The organism is Bailinhaonella thermotolerans, assembly GCF_003594875.1.
Taxonomy (GTDB): Bacteria; Actinomycetota; Actinomycetes; order Streptosporangiales; family Streptosporangiaceae; genus Bailinhaonella; species Bailinhaonella thermotolerans.
Genome location: NZ_QZEY01000018.1, coordinates 93674 through 111478 on the forward strand (window position 1 = coordinate 93674; position 17805 = coordinate 111478).

General features: G+C 74.2%; 15 protein-coding genes. 6 read left to right on the plus strand and 9 right to left on the minus strand.

Translation table 11 applies throughout. From position 1 onward, the window contains the following. Nucleotides 1-75 precede the first annotated feature (75 nt). On the plus strand, nt 76-1191 hold the full coding sequence (locus D5H75_RS32385; RefSeq protein ID WP_119930390.1) for a GuaB3 family IMP dehydrogenase-related protein: 1116 nt from the start codon (nt 76-78) through the stop codon (nt 1189-1191). 225 nt (nt 1192-1416) lie between these two features. Then, entirely contained in the window at nt 1417-2025 is a 609-nt protein-coding gene (locus tag D5H75_RS32390) for an isochorismatase family protein (protein WP_119930391.1), read from the plus strand. A 105-nt stretch (nt 2026-2130) separates the two neighbouring features. Here D5H75_RS32390 and D5H75_RS32395 read toward each other — a convergent pair whose 3' ends face one another. From D5H75_RS32395 to D5H75_RS32420, 6 genes are all read right to left on the minus strand, one after another. Further along, nucleotides 2131-2553 (minus strand): TipAS antibiotic-recognition domain-containing protein, encoded by a 423-nt coding sequence (locus tag D5H75_RS32395; protein ID WP_119930392.1) that lies wholly within the window; start codon nt 2551-2553, stop codon nt 2131-2133. Between the two features lie 207 nt (nt 2554-2760). Further along, nucleotides 2761-4440 carry a GMC oxidoreductase gene (locus D5H75_RS32400; RefSeq protein ID WP_119930393.1) on the minus strand — a complete coding sequence of 560 codons (1680 nt, stop codon included), beginning with the start codon at nt 4438-4440 and terminating at the stop codon, nt 2761-2763. Nucleotides 4441-4526: 86 nt separating this feature from the next. Further along, nucleotides 4527-6095 (minus strand): succinic semialdehyde dehydrogenase, encoded by a 1569-nt coding sequence (locus D5H75_RS32405; protein WP_119930394.1) that lies wholly within the window; start codon nt 6093-6095, stop codon nt 4527-4529. Nucleotides 6096-6170: 75 nt separating this feature from the next. Beyond that, nucleotides 6171-8333, minus strand: coding sequence for a beta-propeller domain-containing protein (locus D5H75_RS32410; protein ID WP_202638713.1), 2163 nt, complete (start codon nt 8331-8333; stop codon nt 6171-6173). 187 nt (nt 8334-8520) lie between these two features. Next, a complete protein-coding gene (locus tag D5H75_RS32415; protein WP_119930396.1) occupies nt 8521-10251 on the minus strand; it encodes a glycerol-3-phosphate dehydrogenase/oxidase in 1731 nt (576 codons plus the stop codon). A 153-nt stretch (nt 10252-10404) separates the two neighbouring features. After that, nucleotides 10405-10632 carry a hypothetical protein gene (locus tag D5H75_RS32420; RefSeq protein WP_202638714.1) on the minus strand — a complete coding sequence of 76 codons (228 nt, stop codon included), beginning with the start codon at nt 10630-10632 and terminating at the stop codon, nt 10405-10407. Between the two features lie 208 nt (nt 10633-10840). Here D5H75_RS32420 and D5H75_RS32425 point away from each other — a divergent pair, with 208 nt between their 5' ends. Both D5H75_RS32425 and D5H75_RS32430 read left to right on the plus strand, forming a co-directional pair. Further along, nucleotides 10841-11992 (plus strand): sensor histidine kinase, encoded by a 1152-nt coding sequence (locus tag D5H75_RS32425; protein ID WP_119930470.1) that lies wholly within the window; start codon nt 10841-10843, stop codon nt 11990-11992. Next, a complete protein-coding gene (locus tag D5H75_RS32430) occupies nt 11989-12666 on the plus strand; it encodes a response regulator (RefSeq protein ID WP_119930397.1) in 678 nt (225 codons plus the stop codon). The genes D5H75_RS32425 and D5H75_RS32430 overlap by 4 nt, the downstream gene beginning before the upstream one ends. A 171-nt stretch (nt 12667-12837) precedes the next feature. Here D5H75_RS32430 and D5H75_RS32435 read toward each other — a convergent pair whose 3' ends face one another. Both D5H75_RS32435 and D5H75_RS32440 read right to left on the minus strand, forming a co-directional pair. Continuing rightward, nucleotides 12838-13536 carry an alpha/beta fold hydrolase gene (locus D5H75_RS32435; RefSeq protein WP_119930398.1) on the minus strand — a complete coding sequence of 233 codons (699 nt, stop codon included), beginning with the start codon at nt 13534-13536 and terminating at the stop codon, nt 12838-12840. Between the two features lie 6 nt (nt 13537-13542). Further along, nucleotides 13543-14799 carry an MFS transporter gene (locus D5H75_RS32440; RefSeq protein ID WP_119930399.1) on the minus strand — a complete coding sequence of 419 codons (1257 nt, stop codon included), beginning with the start codon at nt 14797-14799 and terminating at the stop codon, nt 13543-13545. Nucleotides 14800-15052: 253 nt separating this feature from the next. Between D5H75_RS32440 and D5H75_RS32450 the strand changes: the two genes are divergently transcribed. Continuing rightward, complete coding sequence (locus tag D5H75_RS32450) at nt 15053-16078, plus strand: LacI family DNA-binding transcriptional regulator (protein WP_119930401.1); 1026 nt, start codon at nt 15053-15055, stop codon at nt 16076-16078. Between the two features lie 21 nt (nt 16079-16099). Here the strand turns inward: D5H75_RS32450 and D5H75_RS32455 are convergent, their stop codons facing one another. Further along, nucleotides 16100-16864: an SDR family NAD(P)-dependent oxidoreductase gene (locus tag D5H75_RS32455; RefSeq protein ID WP_119930402.1), complete on the minus strand. Its 765-nt coding sequence runs from the start codon at nt 16862-16864 to the stop codon at nt 16100-16102. A 70-nt stretch (nt 16865-16934) separates the two neighbouring features. Here D5H75_RS32455 and D5H75_RS32460 point away from each other — a divergent pair, with 70 nt between their 5' ends. After that, nucleotides 16935-17774 (plus strand): SDR family NAD(P)-dependent oxidoreductase, encoded by an 840-nt coding sequence (locus tag D5H75_RS32460; RefSeq protein ID WP_119930403.1) that lies wholly within the window; start codon nt 16935-16937, stop codon nt 17772-17774. Nucleotides 17775-17805 lie beyond the last annotated feature (31 nt).

The following is a 17805-nucleotide window of genomic DNA, read 5'->3' on the forward strand; positions in this document are numbered from 1 at the left end:
CGGGCATGAGTAGGGTGTCATCGGCCTGCCGTCGACAAGACGCATGAAGGCGGCGAACCGGGAGAGGAAGACCACGTGACACAGCAGGTTGAGATCGGGCGCGGGAAGAGCGGGCGCCGGGCCTACGGGCTGGACGAGATCGGCATCGTCCCGTCGCGGCGCACCCGGGACCCCGAGGAGGTCTCGATCGCCTGGCAGATCGACGCGTACCGGTTCGAGCTGCCCATGGTCGTCAGCCCGATGGACTCCGTGGTCTCCCCGAAGACCGCCATCGAGATCGGCCGGCTGGGCGGCCTGGCCGTACTCGACCTGGAAGGGCTCTGGACCCGCTACGAGGACCCCGAGCCGCTGCTGGAGGAGGTCGCCGAGCTGGACGCCGAGGCCGCGACCCGCCGCCTCCAGGAGATCTACGCCGCCCCGATCAAGGACGAGCTGATCGGCCGCCGCATCGAGGAGGTCCGCGAGTCCGGCGTGACCACCGCGGCCCGCCTGTCGCCGCAGCGCACGGCGCAGCACCACAAGGCCGTGATCGACGCGGGCGCGGACATCTTCGTCATCCGCGGCACCACCGTCTCGGCCGAGCACGTCAGCGGCCGGGCCGAGCCGCTGAACCTCAAGCAGTTCATCTACGAGCTGGACGTACCGGTGATCGTCGGCGGCTGCGCGACGTACACCGCCGCCCTGCACCTCATGCGCACCGGCGCGGCCGGCGTCCTGGTCGGCTTCGGCGGCGGCTCCGGCCACACCACCCGCACCGTCCTGGGCGTCGCCGTGCCCATGGCCACCGCGATCGCCGACGTGGCCGCGGCCCGCCGCGACTACCTCGACGAGTCCGGCGGCCGCTACGTCCACGTCATCGCGGACGGCGGCATGACCCGCTCCGGCGACATCGCCAAGGCCCTGGCCTGCGGCTCCGACGCGGTCATGGTGGGCTCGCCGCTCGCCCGCGCCGCCGAGGCCCCCGGCCGCGGCTTCCACTGGGGCTCGGAGGCCCACCACGGCGAGCTCCCGCGCGGCGCCCGCGTCGAGGTCGGCACCATCGGGACCCTGGAGCAGATCCTGCACGGGCCGGCCTCCCTGCCCGACGGCACGATGAACCTCATGGGCGCCCTCAAGCGCACCATGGCCACCGCCGGCTACTCCGACCTCAAGGAGTTCCAGCGCGTCGAGGTCGTCGTCGCCCCGAACTGACCCCTCGCACGCTCCGGCACAACCCCGGCACATCCCGCGAGCCCGGCCCCGCCCAGCGAGGCCGGGCTTTCGCGTCCGCCGGGCGCGGGCGGTTCCGCTCGCCTGGCGGTCACAGCCGGGGTACCACCGCACATCAATGTGCCTTCTTCCCTGATCAGGGGCGGGCGCGGAGCATGGGGCAGGGGGGATCTTTCGGGAAAGTCCGCTCTGAAGGGGTGATCTCCTATGCCCGCGAGCCGTATCACGCCGGACGACAGCGCGATCCTCATGATCGATCACGCGCTGGGGTTCGGGAGCCTGTTCCGTTCGCACGAGCTGACCGACCACGTCAGCGCGGCCGTCGCCGTGGCCAGGACGGCCCGGCTCTACGGCGTGCCGCTGATCGTCACGCACGGGAAGGACACCGACCCGCCGGGGCCGATCTTCCCGGCGCTGCGGGCGGAGCTGCGCGACGACGAGATCGTGGTCCGCGACGGCGCCTTCGACGCGCTGTCGCATCCGGGGGTGCGCGCCCGGGTCGAGGCCGCCGCCCGGCCCCGGCTCATCCTCACCGGGCTCATGACCGAGGGCTGCGTGCTCCAGACCGCGCTGTCCGCCGTCCGCTCGGGATACACCGTGTACGTCGTGGAGGACGCGGTGGCGGGGGAGACCCCGCTCGCCCACCGCGCCGCCATGACCCGCCTGACCGCGGCCGGCGTGATCCCGCTCACGTGGTTGTCCCTGGCCACCGAGTACCAGGTCACCTGGGACGACGGCCGCACCGCCCCCGGATACGCCGCCCTGATCCGTGACCACTCGCCGCTCCTCGGCAACCCGCTCCGCGCCGCCTCCTGAGCCCCGCCGGGCTCGTGCCGTACGGCCGGAGCCCGGGCCGGGGAGGCCGGCCCGGGCTCCGGGATCCCGGTACGGCGGGGCCGGGTCAGGACGCCGCGGGCCGGGTCAGGACGCCGCGGGGACGGCCTTGATGGCGTCGTGGACGTACCGCGCCAGGCCCGGGGCCGTCTGGTCGTACGTCGCGGTGAAGCGGGGGTCGCTGACGTACGTGTCGGCCAGGCACCGGTGGAACTCGGGGGAGCACTCGTAGAACCAGCGGGAGATGTGCTCCCGGTGGCGCTCGGCCAGGGCCGTGGCCTCCGCCGAGTCGGCCGGGACCCCGGCGCGGAGCAGGGCGGCCAGGCCCTCGGTGATCTCGGTGGCCTCCTCCTGGATCCGCCGCCAGTCCTGCTTGGTGTAGGAGGCCGCGCGGCGCTGGGACTCCCGGTAGGCGTCGGTGTCACCCCAGCGCTCCCGGGCCTCGTCGGCGTACTGCTCGGGGTCGTGGTCGCCGAAGATCTCGGCGCGCTCCTCCGGGGTGAGGTTCATGGTCTTCTCCAAAACGGTCGATGACGTGCGGCGATGCCCGCCGTACGACAACCGACCGTAGAGTCTCCAGTCACTGGAAGGTCAAATCGTTTCCGGATCCGAGGGTTCCCGGGCCGGTCGCGGGCACCACCCGGATCCCGGGGGACGGCCGGGGCGGTCGCGGGGCGCTCAGAACCCGAGGGCGCCCGGGGCGGTCGCGGGGGCCGCTCAGAACCTGAGGGCGGCCGGGGCGGTGGCGGGGACCACCGGGGCCTTGGGGAGCACGGGCGCGAGCCGCGCGTAGTCCTCGCCCAGGGCGGGGCGGGGGTCGGGCTCGCCCAGGTTGGGCCAGAAGGACATCGCGCGCTCGGCCTGGGCGGTGATCGTCAGGGACGGGTTGACGCCGAGGTTCGCCGAGATCGCCGAGCCGTCCACGATGTGCAGGCCGGGGTGGCCGTAGACGCGGTGGTAGGGGTCGATCACGCCGGTCTCGGGGGAGTCGCCGATGGCGCAGCCGCCGATGAAGTGGGCGGTCATCGGGATGTCGAACAGGTCGAGCCAGGAGCCTCCGGGCATGCCGCCGACCTCCTCGGCGAGCAGGCGGGTGGCCTCGTGCCCGGCGGGGATCCAGCTCGGGTTGGGCTCGCCGTGGCCGGGCGAGGTGCGCAGCGTCCAGCCGAACAGGCCGCGCTCGCCGCGCACGTTGATCGAGTTGTCGCGGGCCTGCATCACCAGGGCGATCACCGTGCGCTCGGACCAGCGCCGCAGCTTGAGCAGGCGGGCCAGCTCCCAGGGCCGGCGCGCGGCCTCGCCGAGGAACCTCGCCCAGCGCGGCGTCCGCCCGCCGCCGTCCACGAGCAGCGTGCGCAGCGCGCCCATGACGTTGGAGCCCTTGCCGTACCGCACCGGCTCGATGTGGGTGCGCTCGTCCGGGTGGAAGGAGGACGTGATCGCGACGCCGCGCGTGTAGTCCTCACCCTTGCTGCGGAACCGCTCCGCGCCCAGGATCGCCTCGGAGTTGGTGCGGGTGAGCACGCCGAGGCGGTCGGACAGGCGCGGCAGGACCCCGTCGGCCTTGAGCCGGTGCAGGAGCTTCTGCGTGCCGTACGTCCCGGCCGCGAAGACCACCTGCCCGGCGGTGAGCGTACGGCGGGCCCGCCGCGACCGGGAGCCGGTGCGCCGGAAGTCCACGGCGTACCCGCCGCCGGCCAGCGGGCGCACCGAGGTCACCGTGCACTCGGCCAGGACCCGCGCACCGGCCTTCTCGGCGAGGTAGAGGTAGTTCTTGATCAGCATGTTCTTCGCGCCGAGGCGGCAGCCGGTCATGCAGCCGCCGCACTCCACGCACCCGGTGCGGCGGGGCCCGGCGCCGCCGAAGTAGGGGTCGTCCACCTCCTTGCCCGGCTCGCCGAAGAACACGCCGACCGGGGTGAGGCGGAACGTGTGCCCCACGCCCATGCGCTCGGCGACCCGCCGCATCGCCAGGTCCGCCGGCGTCGTGGTCGGGTTCACCGTCACGCCCAGCATGCGCTTGGCCTGGTCGTAGTACGGCGCGAGCTCGCCGCGCCAGTCGGTGATGCCGGCCCACTGCGGGTCGTCGAAGAACGGCTGGAGCGGCTCGTACAGCGTGTTCGCGTACACCAGCGAGCCGCCGCCCACGCCCGCCCCGGCCAGCACCATGACCCCGGCCTTCCCGCCGAGGACGTGGATGCGCTGGATGCCCTTCATGCCGAGCGCCGGGGCCCACAGGAAGTCGCGCGTGCGCCAGGAGGTCTTGGGCAGCGTCTCGTCGGTGAAGCGGCGCCCGGCCTCCAGCACGCCGACCTTGTAGCCCTTCTCCGTCAGCCGCAGCGCCGAGACGCTGCCGCCGAACCCCGAGCCGATCACCAGCACGTCGTAGTCGAACATCTCGCGCCTTTCCCGGGAGGGCCCGCCCCCGCCGAGCCTGACCGCCTGTCCGCCTGTCCGCCTGTCCGCCTGTCCGCCTGGGACCCCTACTTCAGCCGGAGCCGCTTCATCGTCTTGAGGAGCCCGGCCAGCGTGTCGGCGTACTTCTCGTACGGCATGCCGAACATCGGGTCGAACCCGACCAGGCGCTGGCTGGCCACGGTCTGCGCCTCGGTGTACCTCAGCAGGCCCTCCGCGCCGTGCCGCCGCCCGAGGCCGGACTCCTTCATGCCGCCCATCGGGGCGTCGTAGGACGCGAACGCCGAGCCGTACCCCTCGTTGACGTTGACCGTGCCCGCCTTGATCCGCGATCCGAGGCGGCGGCCCCGGGCGAGGTCGCGCGTCCAGACCGAGGCGTTCAGGCCGTACGGGGTGTCGTTGGCCAGCCGGATCGCCTCGTCCTCGTCCTTGAACCGGTAGACGCTGACCACCGGGCCGAACGTCTCGTCGCGGCACAGCGCCATGTCCTCGGTCACGCCGGTGAGGACCGTGGGCTCGAAGAAGTACGGGCCCAGGTCGGGGCGCGCCTTGCCGCCCGCCAGGACCGTCGCGCCCTTGGCCACCGCGTCCTCCACGTGCGCGGTCACCGCGTCGAGCTGGCGCTGCGAGGTGAGCGAGCCCATGTCGGCGGTCCAGTCCAGGCCGGCGCCGAGCCGCATGTTCGACACGAGGCGGGTGAACTTCTCCAGGAACCGGTCGGCGATCTCCTCGGCGACGTACAGCCGCTCCATGGAGATGCAGAGCTGGCCGGCGTTGGCGAAGCAGGCGCGCAGCGCGCCGGTGGCGGCCTTGTCGATGTCGGCGTCGGCCAGCACCAGCATGGGGTTCTTGCCGCCGAGCTCCAGCGAGCAGCCGATGAGCCGCTTGGCCGCCTCCTCGGCGATCCTGCGCCCGCCGCGCGTCGAGCCGGTGAAGGCGATGTAGTCGGCCCCGTCGAGCAGCGGGCCGCCCACCTCGTCCGGGTCGCCGGCCACGACCTGCCAGACGTCCTCGGGCAGGCCCAGCTCGACCAGCAGGTCGATGGTCCACAGGACGGACAGCGTGGTCTGGGTGTCGGGCTTGTGCACGACCGCGTTCCCGGCGATCAGCGCGGGCACCACGTCGGTCACGCCCAGCGAGAGCGGGTAGTTCCACGGCGAGATCACCGAGACGACGCCCTTGGGCTGCCGCAGTTCGTACGCCTGGGTCGCGATCGGCAGGATGCCCTGGCGGCGGCGGGCGCGCAGCAGGCCCGGGCCCCGGCGCGCGTAGTAGAGCGAGCAGCCGGCGACGTCGAGCACCTCCTCGAACGCGTGCCGCCGGGCCTTGCCGGTTTCGAGCTGCACGATGTCGAGGATCTCGGCGCGCCGGTCCAGGAGCGCGTCGTGCAGCCGCTCGAACGGTCTGACCCGCTCGGCCACCGGGGTCGCCGCCCACCGGGCCGCCGCCGCGCGCGCCCTGGCGTGAGCCGTACGGACGTCGCCGGCGGCGGAGATCGGCAGCTCGGCGATCGGGTCGCCGGTCAGCGGGGTCCGGATCTCCCGGGTCGCGCCGGAGCCGTTCACCCGGGCCGTGATCGCGGTGATCCGCTCGGCGAGGCCGGGCCTCAGTGCGCTCTGTGCCGTCTTCGCAGCCATGCCCGAAGCGTATGGCCGCCGGGCACCACTTCGCTACTACCGAGTAACGAAGGGCCGCCGGGTGGCGAGGGCGGGCTACCGGGTGACGAAGGCGGTCCAGCCCCGGTCCGAGAGGTCGGCCAGGCCCGAGGCCTTCAGCCCCTGCTCCGACATCGTCCACAGCGTGTCGCCGATGACGAGCGAGCGCCTGATCCCCGGCTGCTCGGGCGCGAAGCCCGGGCTCCCGGCCCGCGGGTGCCTGATCCGGCCCAGCTCGCGCACCTCGCCGTCGCGCACCGACAGCACGAGCGCGCCGCTCTCACTCCGGCCCTCCTCGTAGCGGTTGTACGGCACCGCCGTCAGCCCGGTCGCCGGCCAGTACAGGAAGGCGTGCGGGTCGTACTCGGCCTCCGAGCCGGAGTTCTTCAGGAAGTACTGGGACAGGCGGCGCGGGTTCGCCGGGTCGCTCACGTCGAACAGGGAGAGCTGGCTGCCGCGCACGCGGCCCTTCTCGTCGGCCTCCTGGCCCAGGCCGATCAGGCGGCCCTCCCCGGCGGGGTGGAGGTAGGCGGAGTACCCGGTGATCTTCAGCTCGCCGGTGACGCGGGGCCTGGCGGGGTCGCGCAGGTCGATCGTGTAGAGGGGGTCGGTCTGCCGGAAGGTGACCACGTAGCCGACCGGGCCGATGAAGCGCACCGAGTAGATGCGCTCGCCCTTGCCCAGGCCGTCCACCTGGCCCGTCCTGGCGAGGGTGCCGGCGTCGAGGACGTACACCGCGCTCCGCGAGGCCGGGGCCCGGTCCGGGACGTCGGGCTCGAAGCCGGACTCGGTGGTGGCGACGCGCAGGTGGCCCTCGTGCTCGGACAGGGAGTACTGGTTGAGGAGGCGGCCGGGCACGGCTCCGGAGGTCACGTAGCGGGGCGCGCCCCCGCCGGAGACGTCGAAGCGGTGGATCTCGGTGCGCTCCTCGGGCCCCGTGGGCGAGGGCGACGGCGTGATCGGGCTCCCCGTGGGACCGGGGGTGCCGGGAGTGCCGGGAGTGCCGGGCGTCGCGGTGGCCGTGGCGGTGCTGGTGGCCGTGGCGGTGGGCTCCGGCGGGGCGATCGTGGTCAGGCTCGGGTCCTCGCCGGGCTGGACCGGCCGGTCCGGATCGGTCGCGCGGGGAGTCCCCGGGGTCGCCTCGGGCGTCGCGGGCTTCTCCGGGATCTCGGGCCGGGGCTCGGGCTCGACCGGGCTCGGCCGCCGCCACAGCCCCGCGTTGCTCGTCACGTAGAGGCTGCGCGCGGTGCCGTACACCGTGTCGCCGTCGGCGGCCACGGTGATCGGGCCGGTGTCGCCGAGCCCGCGCGAGAGGTCGATCGTGTGCACGGTCAGCAGGGACGTGCCGGTGAACTCCTTCGGGTGGCTGATCCGGTCGCACGGCACCGTCGCCGAGCGCTTGGACCCGCCCTCCTCGACGGAGTACTTCGGCAGCCACGCCGACAGCGGCGCCTTCCGCACGGCCGCGCGGTTGCGCTCGGTCAGCTTCGCCTCGTCCGAGGCCGGCCCCGGCGGCGGGAACTCGATGCGCGGCCCGGACTTGACCACGACCCGCGCCACCGAGCCGATCTGCCGCGCGTCCAGGTAGGACGAGTCGTCGGCGGTCAGCGTGCCCAGCCTGCGCGGCTCCCCGGCCAGGTCCACCAGGATCAGCCGCGTCCCCGTGCCGTACGGCCCCGCGGGCCTCATCCGGTCCGCGGCGTACGGCACCATGCCGAGGTTGTTCACCAGCGCCAGCAGCCGGTCGCCGTACAGGAGCAGCTCGATCGAGTTGTAGCCATCCTCCTTCGGCACGAGCCGCAGCGTCCCGGTGACCTTGCGCGACGCCGCGTCCACCACCTGGAGCACCCCGGCCGACACCGACACGATGCGCTTCCCGTCGGTCTTGACGACGTCGGGCTCGTCCACCCCCGCCTCGTGCACGTTCGTCGAGGAGTGCTCCTGCGCCTTGGCCCTGCCCTCCCCGGGTACGGCGGAGCGCATGGCCACCGCGTCCTCGACGGCGAGCGGCGTCACCGGGCCCAGGCCGTACGGCCCGGCCTGCGCCTCCGTGGCACGCCGCAGGCTCCCGAGCACGTCGTCGCAGCTCGTGAACGACACCAGCCGCACCTCGCCGAGCCTGGTCTTCGGGGGCGCGCCCCCTTGGGACGGGCCCCCGCTGCAGGCGGCGAGGGCGAGGAGCCCGAGGGCGGTCACGGCGGCGGTTCGCGGAGCGGACATGCCACTTGGACGCATGAGCCGCCGATTGCGTTCAAGATTCCCGGCACCGCCCGCCCGGCCGGCGCTCAAGGCCGCTCAGAGCGCCAGGGGCGTACGAGAGCCGGGAGCCCCAGGGCGCTCAGAGGGTCAGGGGTGGGGAGCGACGCGCCGCCGGATCCGCGGGGATCGGCAGCGAGTCCTCAGGGCGTCAGGGGTGGGGCGCGACGGGGACGATCTCGGGGGCGCCCAGGCGGATGGCGTCGGCCTCAAGGTCGTTGTCCTGCTCCTGGGAGGCGCGCTCGGCCTCAACGCGCTTGGTGTAGTGATCCACCTCGCGGCTCACCTGGGCCTCGTCCCAGCCCAGCGGCCCGGCCATCAGCTCGGCCGCCTGCCTGGCGGTGGCCACGCCCCGGTGGAACGTCTCGATCGAGATGTGGGTGCGGCGGGCCAGGACGTCGTCCAGGTGCCGCGCGCCCTCGCAGGTGGCGGCGTAGACGACCTCGGCGCGCAGGTAGTCGTCGGCCCCGGTCAGCGGCCGGCCCAGCTCCGGGTTCTCCGCGATCAGCGCCAGCACCTCGTCCACGAGCGAGCCGTACCGCTGGAGCAGGTGCTCGATGCGGGCCACGTGCAGCCCCGACCGGTCCGCGAGCCGCTGCCGGGAGTTCCACAGCGCCTGGTACCCCTCCGCGCCCACCAGCGGCACCCGGTCCGTGCAGGACGGCGGGACCCGCTGGTCGAGCCCGTGCGCCACCGCGTCCACGGCGTCCTTGGCCATCACCCGGTAGGTGGTGTACTTCCCGCCCGCGACCATGACCAGGCCGGGCACGGGGTGGGTGACGACGTGCTCGCGCGACAGCTTCGAGGTCTCGTCCGACTCCCCGGCCAGCAGCGGCCGCAGCCCGGCGTACACCCCCTCCACGTCGTCGCGGGTCAGCGGCACCCCGAGCACCGCGTTCACGTGCGCCAGCAGGTAGTCGATGTCCAGCCGGGACGCCGCGGGGTGCGCCAGGTCCAGCCGCCAGTCGGTGTCCGTGGTGCCGATGATCCAGTGCCGCCCCCACGGGATCACGAAGAGCACCGACTTCTCCGTGCGCAGGATCAGCCCGGTGCTGGAGTGGATGCGGTCGCGCGGCACGACCAGGTGGATCCCCTTGGACGCCCGCACGTGGATCTGCCCGCGCCCGCCCACGAGCGCCTGGATGTCGTCGGTCCACACCCCCGTGGCGTTCACCACCTGCCGGGCCCGCACGTCGAACTCGGCGCCGCCCTCCAGGTCGCGCACGCGCACCCCGGTCACGCGCTCGCCCTCGCGCAGGAACCCCACCACCTGCGTCCGCGACGCCACGCGCGCGCCGTACGCGGCCGCCGTGCGCAGCAGGGTCATGACGTAGCGGGCGTCGTCCACCTGCGCGTCCCAGTACTGCACCGCGCCGACGAACGCCGACCGCTTCAGCGCCGGGGCCAGCCGCAGCGCCCGCGCCCGCGAGAGCTGCCGGTGGCGCGGCACCCCGCGCGTCATCCCCAGCGAGGCGCCGAGGGTGTCGTAGAGGGTCACGCCGGCTCCCACATAGCCCCGCTCCCACACCCGGTGGGTCAGCGGGAACAGGAACGGCACCGGCCGCACCAGATGCGGCGCGATCCGCTGGAGCAGCAGCGCCCGCTCCTGGAGCGCCTCCCTGACCAGCTCGAAGTTGAGCTGTTCGAGGTACCGCAGCCCGCCGTGGATCAGCTTGGAGGACCGTGACGACGTCCCCGAGGCGAAGTCCCGCGCCTCCGCCAGCCCCACGGTCAGCCCGCGCGTGGCCGCGTCCAGCGCCACCCCGGCGCCCACGACCCCGCCGCCGACCACGAAGACGTCCACCTCGCGCTCGCCCAGCCCCCGGAGCGCGGCCTCCCGCTCCGCGGGTCCCAGCCGCGAGCCCCCCAGCGCCCCCGTCATCCACCCTCCCACCGGCAGTCGTACGGCGTCACGCGAGCGATATTTACCCACCCGAAGCCCCGCAATCCCCGCCCGCCCCGGCCGGGGGACGGGGGCAACCGACATCGTACGGGCGGAGCCGCCGGGCGCCAGAGGGCGGCCCCGGAACGCGGTTCAGGAGCGGATGGCCGTGCCGGCCGCGACGACCACGGCGCCGAAGGCGGCGAGGATCAGGTTCGCGTACAGCTCGTAGCCGGTGAGGAAGTCGAGCCGGGGGATGACGACGCGGTTGAAGAAGTTGAGGACCACGCCCATGAACGGCTGGACCGCCACGTGGTCGATCGCGCCGCTGACGCCCTGGAGGACCAGCACGAGGCCGAGGAACTGGATGGCTTTTCGCATGGGCCAGACGCTAGGGACGCGGCGTCCCGCGCCGGATCGGGCGGCGGTATGGCGTTCGCCCACCTTCGTCCATCCTTCGGCCCGGCCGGCGCGACCGAGGTATCCCCTTCGGCGACTTCGGTATCGACCGCCCCCGCGACCGGGGACTGCGGTGGGCGCGCCGCCGTACGCTCGCGGAGATGGAGGAACTGATCCCGGGGTGGGCGAGATGACCGGTGAGAGGCCCGTGAGGCGGCGGCGCACGGCGCGCGACTGGGTCGTGGACCTCGCGCTGTTCTGCGGCGCGGCGTGGGTCGGGCTGGTGGTCGTCGGGCTGCGGGTGGAGTCCGGGGCGATGCCGCCGGAGTGGCTGTTCGGGCTCGACCAGCTCAGCGGCGCGCTGGGCTGCCTGGCGCTGTGGCTGCGGCGGCGGTGGCCGTTCGGGCTGGCGGTGGCGCTGGCCCTGATGTCCTCCTACTCGGAGTTCGTGGCGGGCGCCCTGTTCGTGGCGTTGTTCTCGGTCGCCGTGCACCGGCCGCCGCGCGTGGCCATGACGGCGCTCGGGCTGAGCCTGGTGTCCGGGGTCGTCTTCGCGCTGATCCGGCCGGAGCCGCACGAGTCCGACGCCGCGCTGTGGGTGCTCGGCTCGACGCTGAGCGCGGCCGCTGTCGGGTGGGGGCTGTTCGTGCAGCACCGGCGGCGGCTGGCCGAGTCGCTGCGGGAGCGCGCCGCCCGCGCCGAGGAGGAGGCCCGGCTGCGCGCCGAGCAGGCCCAGCACCAGGCGCGCGAGGCGATCGCCCGCGAGATCCACGACGTCCTCGGTCACCGGTTGTCGCTGCTCAGCGTGCACGCGGGCGCCCTGCAGTACCGCCCGGACGCCCCGCCGGAGGACCTCTCCCACGCCGCGAAGGTCATCCGCGAGAGCGCGCACGCCGCCCTCCAGGACCTGCGCGAGGTGATCGGCGTCCTCCGCGCCCCCGTCGGCGAGCTGCCCCAGCCCACCCTCGCCGACGTCCACCAGCTCACCGCCGAGTCCGCCCGCGCCGGCATGAGCGTCTCGCTGAGCGAGTCCCTGCCCGCCCCGGTCCCCGACGGCCCCGGCCGTACGGCGTACCGCGTGGTGCAGGAGGCCCTCACCAACGCGCGCAAGCACGCCCCGGGGGCGCGGGTCGCCGTACGCCTGTCGGGGGCGCCGGGGGAGGGGCTGTCGGTGGAGGTCACGAACACCGCCGCGAGGGGCCCCGCGCCGCCGGCCGCCGGCGCCGGTCAGGGGCTCATCGGGCTGGCCGAACGCGTCTCGCTCGCGCGGGGCCGGCTGGAGCACGGCCCGGCGGGCGAAGGTGGCTGGCGGGTCGCGGCCTGGCTACCCTGGCCCTCGTGACCTCCCCGGACGCGGCGGCCGTCGCCGTACTGATCGCCGACGACGATCCCCTGGTGCGCTCCGGCCTCACCATGATGCTCGGCGGGGATCCCGCCATCCGCGTGGTGGCCCAGGCCGGCGACGGGGCCCAGGTCCTCGCCGAGGTCGAACGCCACGCCCCCGACGTGGTCCTGATGGACATCCGCATGCCCGGCATGGACGGCCTCACCGCCACCGAGGCCCTCCGCTCCCGCCCCGGCGCCCCCGAGGTGATCGTCCTCACCACCTTCGACGCCGACGAGCACGTCCTCCGCGCCCTGCGCGCCGGAGCGGCGGGCTTCCTCCTCAAGGACACCCCGCCCGACGAGATAGTCCAGGCCGTCCGCCAGGTCGCCCGCGGCCTCCCCGTGCTCTCCCCGTCGGTGACCCGCCGCCTGATGGCCCGGGTGGCCGAGTCCGCCGCCGACCGCCGCCAGGCCGAGGCCCGCGCCGGCCTCGCCCTCCTCAACGACCGGGAACGCGAGGTGGCCCTGGCGGTGGGCCAGGGCCACAGCAACGCCCAGATAGCCGCCGCCCTCCACCTGAGCGTCCCCACCGTGAAGACCCACGTGAGCAACATCCTCACGAAACTGAACCTCAACAACCGAGTCCAGATAGCCCTCCTCACCCACGACGCCGACCTCCCCACCCCCTGACCACCTCCCAGGCCGCGCCCCTCGTCTTCACCACCGCCGAATGGTCCAGGTTTCTCGGGACGCTCAAGGGGCTCTGACGCCCGATCGTGATTCCGCCACGCGGAGATCACCGTTTCCCCGGGGGTGAAGGCCCCGGCGCCGGGGATTCCGGGGGGCGCCGGCGGGGGTGGGTCAGAGCCAGTCGTCGATGGACTTCATGAAGGGGGTGAAGAGGTGGCGGTGGATGGTGTGTTCGGCGCCGGGGACGACGCGGACCTCGAAGCCCTTGGCCTGGAGCTCGCCGGCGTAGGCGGGCGGGACCAGGAAGCTGGGGTCGGCTAGCTGGACCAGGGAGGGGACCACCAGGGGCGGGGTGTGGTCCACACCGGCGTAGGGGGCCAGGGCGTGGCCGGTGGCCTCGTCCCAGTCGGCCAGGCCGGCGAGTTCGATGGGGATCTCGTCCTCCGGCCAGCCGGGGTGCGCGGCGCGGACCTGGGCGGCGTCGGAGTTCTTGAGCCGGGTGAACACCTCGGTCATGGGGGTGCCGTCGGGCAGGCTCGGCATGCGGAACGCGGGGTCGGAGTAGATGGCACGGGCGGGCCGCAGGCGCTCCACCGCCAGGCCCAGCGTGAGGCCGCCCAGGGAATGGCCGATGGCCAGGTCGGGGGCGTGCGGGACCGACTCCAGCAGCGCGGACGCGAACACCTCCGGGTCGTAGGACTCGGCGCGGGGCGAGGCGCCGTGCCCCGGCAGGTCCACGGCCAGCACCCGGTACCCGCGCTCGGCCAGCGCGGGCCCCACCCGCCACCAGGCCCGTGAGTCGGACATGATCCCGTGGACCAGCACGGCGATCCTGTCCCCCGAACCCCACTCGCGGACGTACGACTTCATCAGGGACTACCTCACAGACTCGACGGGCAGCACCGCGAGCGCGCCCAGGAGGGCGATGACGATGCCGGAGACGAACAGGGCGGTGTAACCGCCCAGGCTGATGATCGCGGCGGCGATGAACGGCGAGGCGATCTGGGGGCCGGCGGCGGCGATGTTGAGGATGCCCATGTCCCGCGCCGCGTCCTTCTCGCTGGGCAGGACGAGCGTGACGAGCGCGGTGTCCACGGCCATGAACAGGCCGAAGGCCGAGCTGTGGATCGCCGAGTAGAGCAGGAACACCGGCCAGCTCGGCGCGGCGAGCAGCAGCGTGATCGAGACGCCGGTGAGCACGGCGGCCAGGAAGACGAAGGTCTTGCGCCGGTCGAACCGGTCCGACAGCGGGCCGCCGACCAGGGTGAAGACGATCGAGCAGACGGTGCCGACCAGCGTCGCCGTGGCGACCGCCTCCGGCGCCGTCATGCCCGAGGGCACCCCGATCCGGTCCTTCACGATGAAGAACATGAAGCCCAGCAGCATGAAGTAGCTGAGCACCATCAGCGCGCGGCTGATGAACAGCCACCGGAAGTCGTGGTGGCCCAGCGCCGAGACGAAACCGGCCAGGGACCCGCCGAGCCCGGTCTTCTCCCTCCTGACGACCTCGTACTCGCCGGGCCTGGGGTCGCGGGTGAGCGTCACCACGAGCACGGCGGCCGCCACGACGAGCGAGCCGAGGACGACGTGACCGAGCGAGCCGCCGACGAACCGCGCGGCGAGCTGGGTGCCCGCGATCGCGCCGAGCGAGGTGGCGATGCCGAACACGGCCGAGGCCGTGCCGCGCCGCTCGCGCGGGACCCGGTCCGGGATGATCGCGGTGAGGGCGGCCTGGAACAGGTTCATCATGGCCTGGGCCAGGGACCAGCCGATGAGGATCATGAGCAGGCCGGCGGCGTTCCCGAGCAGGGCGAGCGTCGCCAGCGCGGCGACCGAGCCGCCGATGAGCCAGGGGGCGCGGCGGCCCCACCGCGAGTGCGTGCGGTCGGACAGCATCCCGCCGATGGGGTTGAACAGGGTCGCGAAGATCGCGCTGATCCCGGAGACCATGCCCAGGTTGGCGACCTTGGCGGCGGGGTCCAGGGCCTCCACCTGCGCGGGGAGCAGGATGCCGCCGACGCCCATGTAGACCGAGAACATGGCGGTGTTCGCCACGAGCAGCAGGGACAGCAGCCGGGCCTGCCCGCCGCCGCGGGCGGGGGCGGTGGTCGCGGGGGTGGCCGTGGCGCTCATGCGGCGGCCGCCGGGGGGAGGGGGCGGAGGTCCGTCATGGAGGGCTCCTTCGTGGTCGTGGAATCCGCCGCGATGGGGGCCTTCGCGGCGCGGGGGAGCGGGGGACCGCCGAGGTGGGTCCGCACCTCGGAAGCGCGGCGGGGCAGGGCTTCGTGGACCGCTCCCACCGCGCTCAACCACGTGGTTATACGTATAAGCATGTGTAGCATCGTTCCGATCGGCTGGACAAGACACGGATCGGACACGGGAGCAGATGACCGACACCCCCACCCGCCCCGCGACCAGCGTCGACGTGGCGAGGCTCGCCGGGGTGTCCCAGGCGACCGTGTCGTATGTCCTCAACGACCGCCCCGGCGCGCGCGTCGGCGAGGAGACCCGCAGGCGCGTGCGCGAGGCCGCCGAAACCCTCGGCTACGTCCCCCACGCCAGCGCCCGCTCCCTGCGCACCGGCCGCAGCGGGCTGGTCCTGCTGGCCCTGTCGGTCGCGCCCACCGGCCGCCTGGTCGCCGGCATCCTCGACGACCTGGAGGCCGCCTTCCGCGAGCGCGGCTACACCCTGGTCCAGTACGGCGAACGCCGCCTGCGGGGCGTGACCGCCGCCCGCGCGTGGGCCGAGCTGCGCCCGGTCGCGGTGATCGCCGAGACGTACCGGCTGACCGAGGCCGCGGTGCGGCTGCTCAGGTCCTCCGGCGTCCGGGCCGTGGTCGGCTTCGGCGAGGGCCCCTCACCGCTGGTCGCCACCAGCGTGATCGACCACGCCGAGATCGGGTCCCTGGCCGCCGGGCACCTGCACGACCGGGGCCGGCGCAGGCTGGCCGCGATCGTGCCGAAGGAGGAGGGCCTGCGCAAGATGGGCCTTGGCCGCCTGCGCGGGGCCGAACGCGCGGCGGAGGCCCGCGGCCTCACCGTGGAACGGGTGGACCTGGCCTTCGACGAGGACGAGGCCGCCGCCGCGGTGGCCGCGTGGCGGTCCCGCGACCCGGGGGAGCGCCCCGACGGGGTGTTCGCCTACAACGACGACTACGCCATGCTCCTGATGAGCGCCCTGCTCGACGCCGGCGTCGCCGTGCCCGGGGACGTGGCCCTCGCCGGCTGCGACGACCTGCCGCAGGCCCGGTTCACGCGGCCCCGCCTGACCAGCGTCCGCGTCGAGTCCCCGCCGCCGGACGCCGGCCTGGTCGCCGCCGTGGACGCCGCGATCCGCCAGGAGCGCCCGCTGAACCCCGGCGAGGTCCTGAGCCGCGTCCAGTGCGCCCTGATCGCGCGCGACTCGTCCTGACCCCTCCGGCCGCCCGGTCCCTCAGCGGTCCACGGCGGTCGCGCCGCCGTCCACGACCAGGTGCGTCCCGGTCACGAACGACGCCTCGTCGCTCAGCAGGAACCGCACGGCCGCCGCGATCTCCTCGGGCCGGCCCAGCCGCCCGAACGGCGACTTCTTCTCGAACGCGGCGAGGTACCCCGCGTCCCCGCCGGTCGCGTTCGTCAGCAGCGGCGTGTCGATGTACCCCGGGCACACCGCGTTGACCCGGATCCCGTCCGGGGCCAGCTCGTGCGCCGCCGACCGGGTCAGTCCCAGCATCCCGGCCTTCGACGAGCAGTACGCCGGGATGAACGCCTGCCCGACCAGCCCCTCCACCGAGGAGATCCCCACCACCGCCGACCCCGGCCCGGCCTCCCGCAGGTACGGCAGCAGCGCCCGGATCAGCATCGCGTGCGCCCGGAGGTTGACGTCGAGCACGGCGTCCCAGGCCTCGTCGGTGACGTCCGCGACCGCCCTGGGCCCGGCGATCCCGGCCGCGTGGACCAGCCCGCCGACGGGTCCCAGGGCCTCGCGGGACCGGGCGGCCGCCGTGCCGAGGGACGCGGTGTCGCGCACGTCCACGGCCAGGCCGATCGCGGGGACGCCCAGCCCGGCGGCGGTCTTCTCCGCGCCGGCCCCGTCCAGGTCCCACACCGCGACCGGGCGGCCGGCCTCGGCGAGGGCGCGGGCGCAGGCCCGGCCGATCCCGGAGGCGCCGCCGGTGACCACCACCCCGGTCGCCGGAGAGAGTCGGGGCACGGACATCGCGCGACCTCCTTCGGGCGATCTAGGCTAAGCATCGGGACAAGCGAGCGCTCGGTCAAGGTGGTGGCTCATGAAGGAGCTCGGCGGCGGGGTCGCGGTGGTCACCGGGGGCGGCAGCGGGATCGGCCGGGCGCTGGCCCTGCGGTTCGCGCGGGAGGGCATGTCGCTCGTGCTGGCGGACGTGGAGGAGGGGCCGCTCGCCGAGACCTCCGCCCTGGCCGCCCGGGCGGGTGCGGCCACCGTCCTCACGCAGGTCACCGACGTGAGCGACGCGGCGGCCGTCCGGCACCTGGCGGACCGGGCGTTCGGGGAGCTGCGCGCGGTGCACGTGCTGTGCAACAACGCGGGCGTCTTCACCGGCGGCCACATGTGGACGCGCGGCGAGGAGGACTTCGCCTGGGCGCTCGGCGTGAACCTGTGGGGCGTGCTGCACGGGATCCGCTCGTTCGTGCCGCGCATGATCGAGCAGGACACCGAGGGGCACATCGTCAACACGATCTCGATCGCCGGGCTGTTCGCGACGCCGTACGCCGGGCCGTACTGCGTCTCGAAGTTCGCGGCGCTGGCCGCCACCCAGAGCCTCGCGCACGACCTGGCCTTCGTCGGGTCCAAGCTCAAGGTCAGCGCGCTGTGCCCGGCCGGGGTGCGCACGCGCATCCACGAGGCCGGGCGCAACCGGCCCGAGGACCTCGCGGGCGCGGGCCCCACCGAGGACTCCGCCGTCGCGGGGGAGCTGATCGACCGGATCGTCGAGAAGGGCGTGGATCCGGCGCACGTGGCGGACCTGGTGGTGGAGGGCATCCGGGAGGAGCGCTTCCTCATCCTCACCCACCCCGAGACACGGGCCCTGCTGGCCGAGCAGGCCCGCGCCCTGGCCGACGGCGGACTCCCGCCCCTGCCCCCGTTCTGAGCCGGGCCCCGCCCCGGCGTCCTGGGCACGG

Bases quoted from the DNA above. Each gene is read 5' to 3' on its own strand.
- D5H75_RS32405 (WP_119930394.1), bottom strand. From the start codon at position 6,095: ATGGCTGCGAAGACGGCACAGAGCGCACTGAGGCCCGGCCTCGCCGAG.
- D5H75_RS32435 (WP_119930398.1), bottom strand. From the start codon at position 13,536: ATGAAGTCGTACGTCCGCGAGTGGGGTTCGGGGGACAGGATCGCCGTG.
- D5H75_RS32410 (WP_202638713.1), bottom strand. From the start codon at position 8,333: ATGTCCGCTCCGCGAACCGCCGCCGTGACCGCCCTCGGGCTCCTCGCC.
- D5H75_RS32440 (WP_119930399.1), bottom strand. From the start codon at position 14,799: ATGAGCGCCACGGCCACCCCCGCGACCACCGCCCCCGCCCGCGGCGGC.
- D5H75_RS32420 (WP_202638714.1), bottom strand. From the start codon at position 10,632: ATGCGAAAAGCCATCCAGTTCCTCGGCCTCGTGCTGGTCCTCCAGGGC.
- D5H75_RS32390 (WP_119930391.1), top strand. From the start codon at position 1,417: ATGCCCGCGAGCCGTATCACGCCGGACGACAGCGCGATCCTCATGATC.
- D5H75_RS32400 (WP_119930393.1), bottom strand. From the start codon at position 4,440: ATGTTCGACTACGACGTGCTGGTGATCGGCTCGGGGTTCGGCGGCAGC.
- D5H75_RS32415 (WP_119930396.1), bottom strand. From the start codon at position 10,251: ATGACGGGGGCGCTGGGGGGCTCGCGGCTGGGACCCGCGGAGCGGGAG.
- D5H75_RS32450 (WP_119930401.1), top strand. From the start codon at position 15,053: ATGACCGACACCCCCACCCGCCCCGCGACCAGCGTCGACGTGGCGAGG.
- D5H75_RS32460 (WP_119930403.1), top strand. From the start codon at position 16,935: ATGAAGGAGCTCGGCGGCGGGGTCGCGGTGGTCACCGGGGGCGGCAGC.
- D5H75_RS32395 (WP_119930392.1), bottom strand. From the start codon at position 2,553: ATGAACCTCACCCCGGAGGAGCGCGCCGAGATCTTCGGCGACCACGAC.
- D5H75_RS32455 (WP_119930402.1), bottom strand. From the start codon at position 16,864: ATGTCCGTGCCCCGACTCTCTCCGGCGACCGGGGTGGTGGTCACCGGC.
- D5H75_RS32425 (WP_119930470.1), top strand. From the start codon at position 10,841: ATGACCGGTGAGAGGCCCGTGAGGCGGCGGCGCACGGCGCGCGACTGG.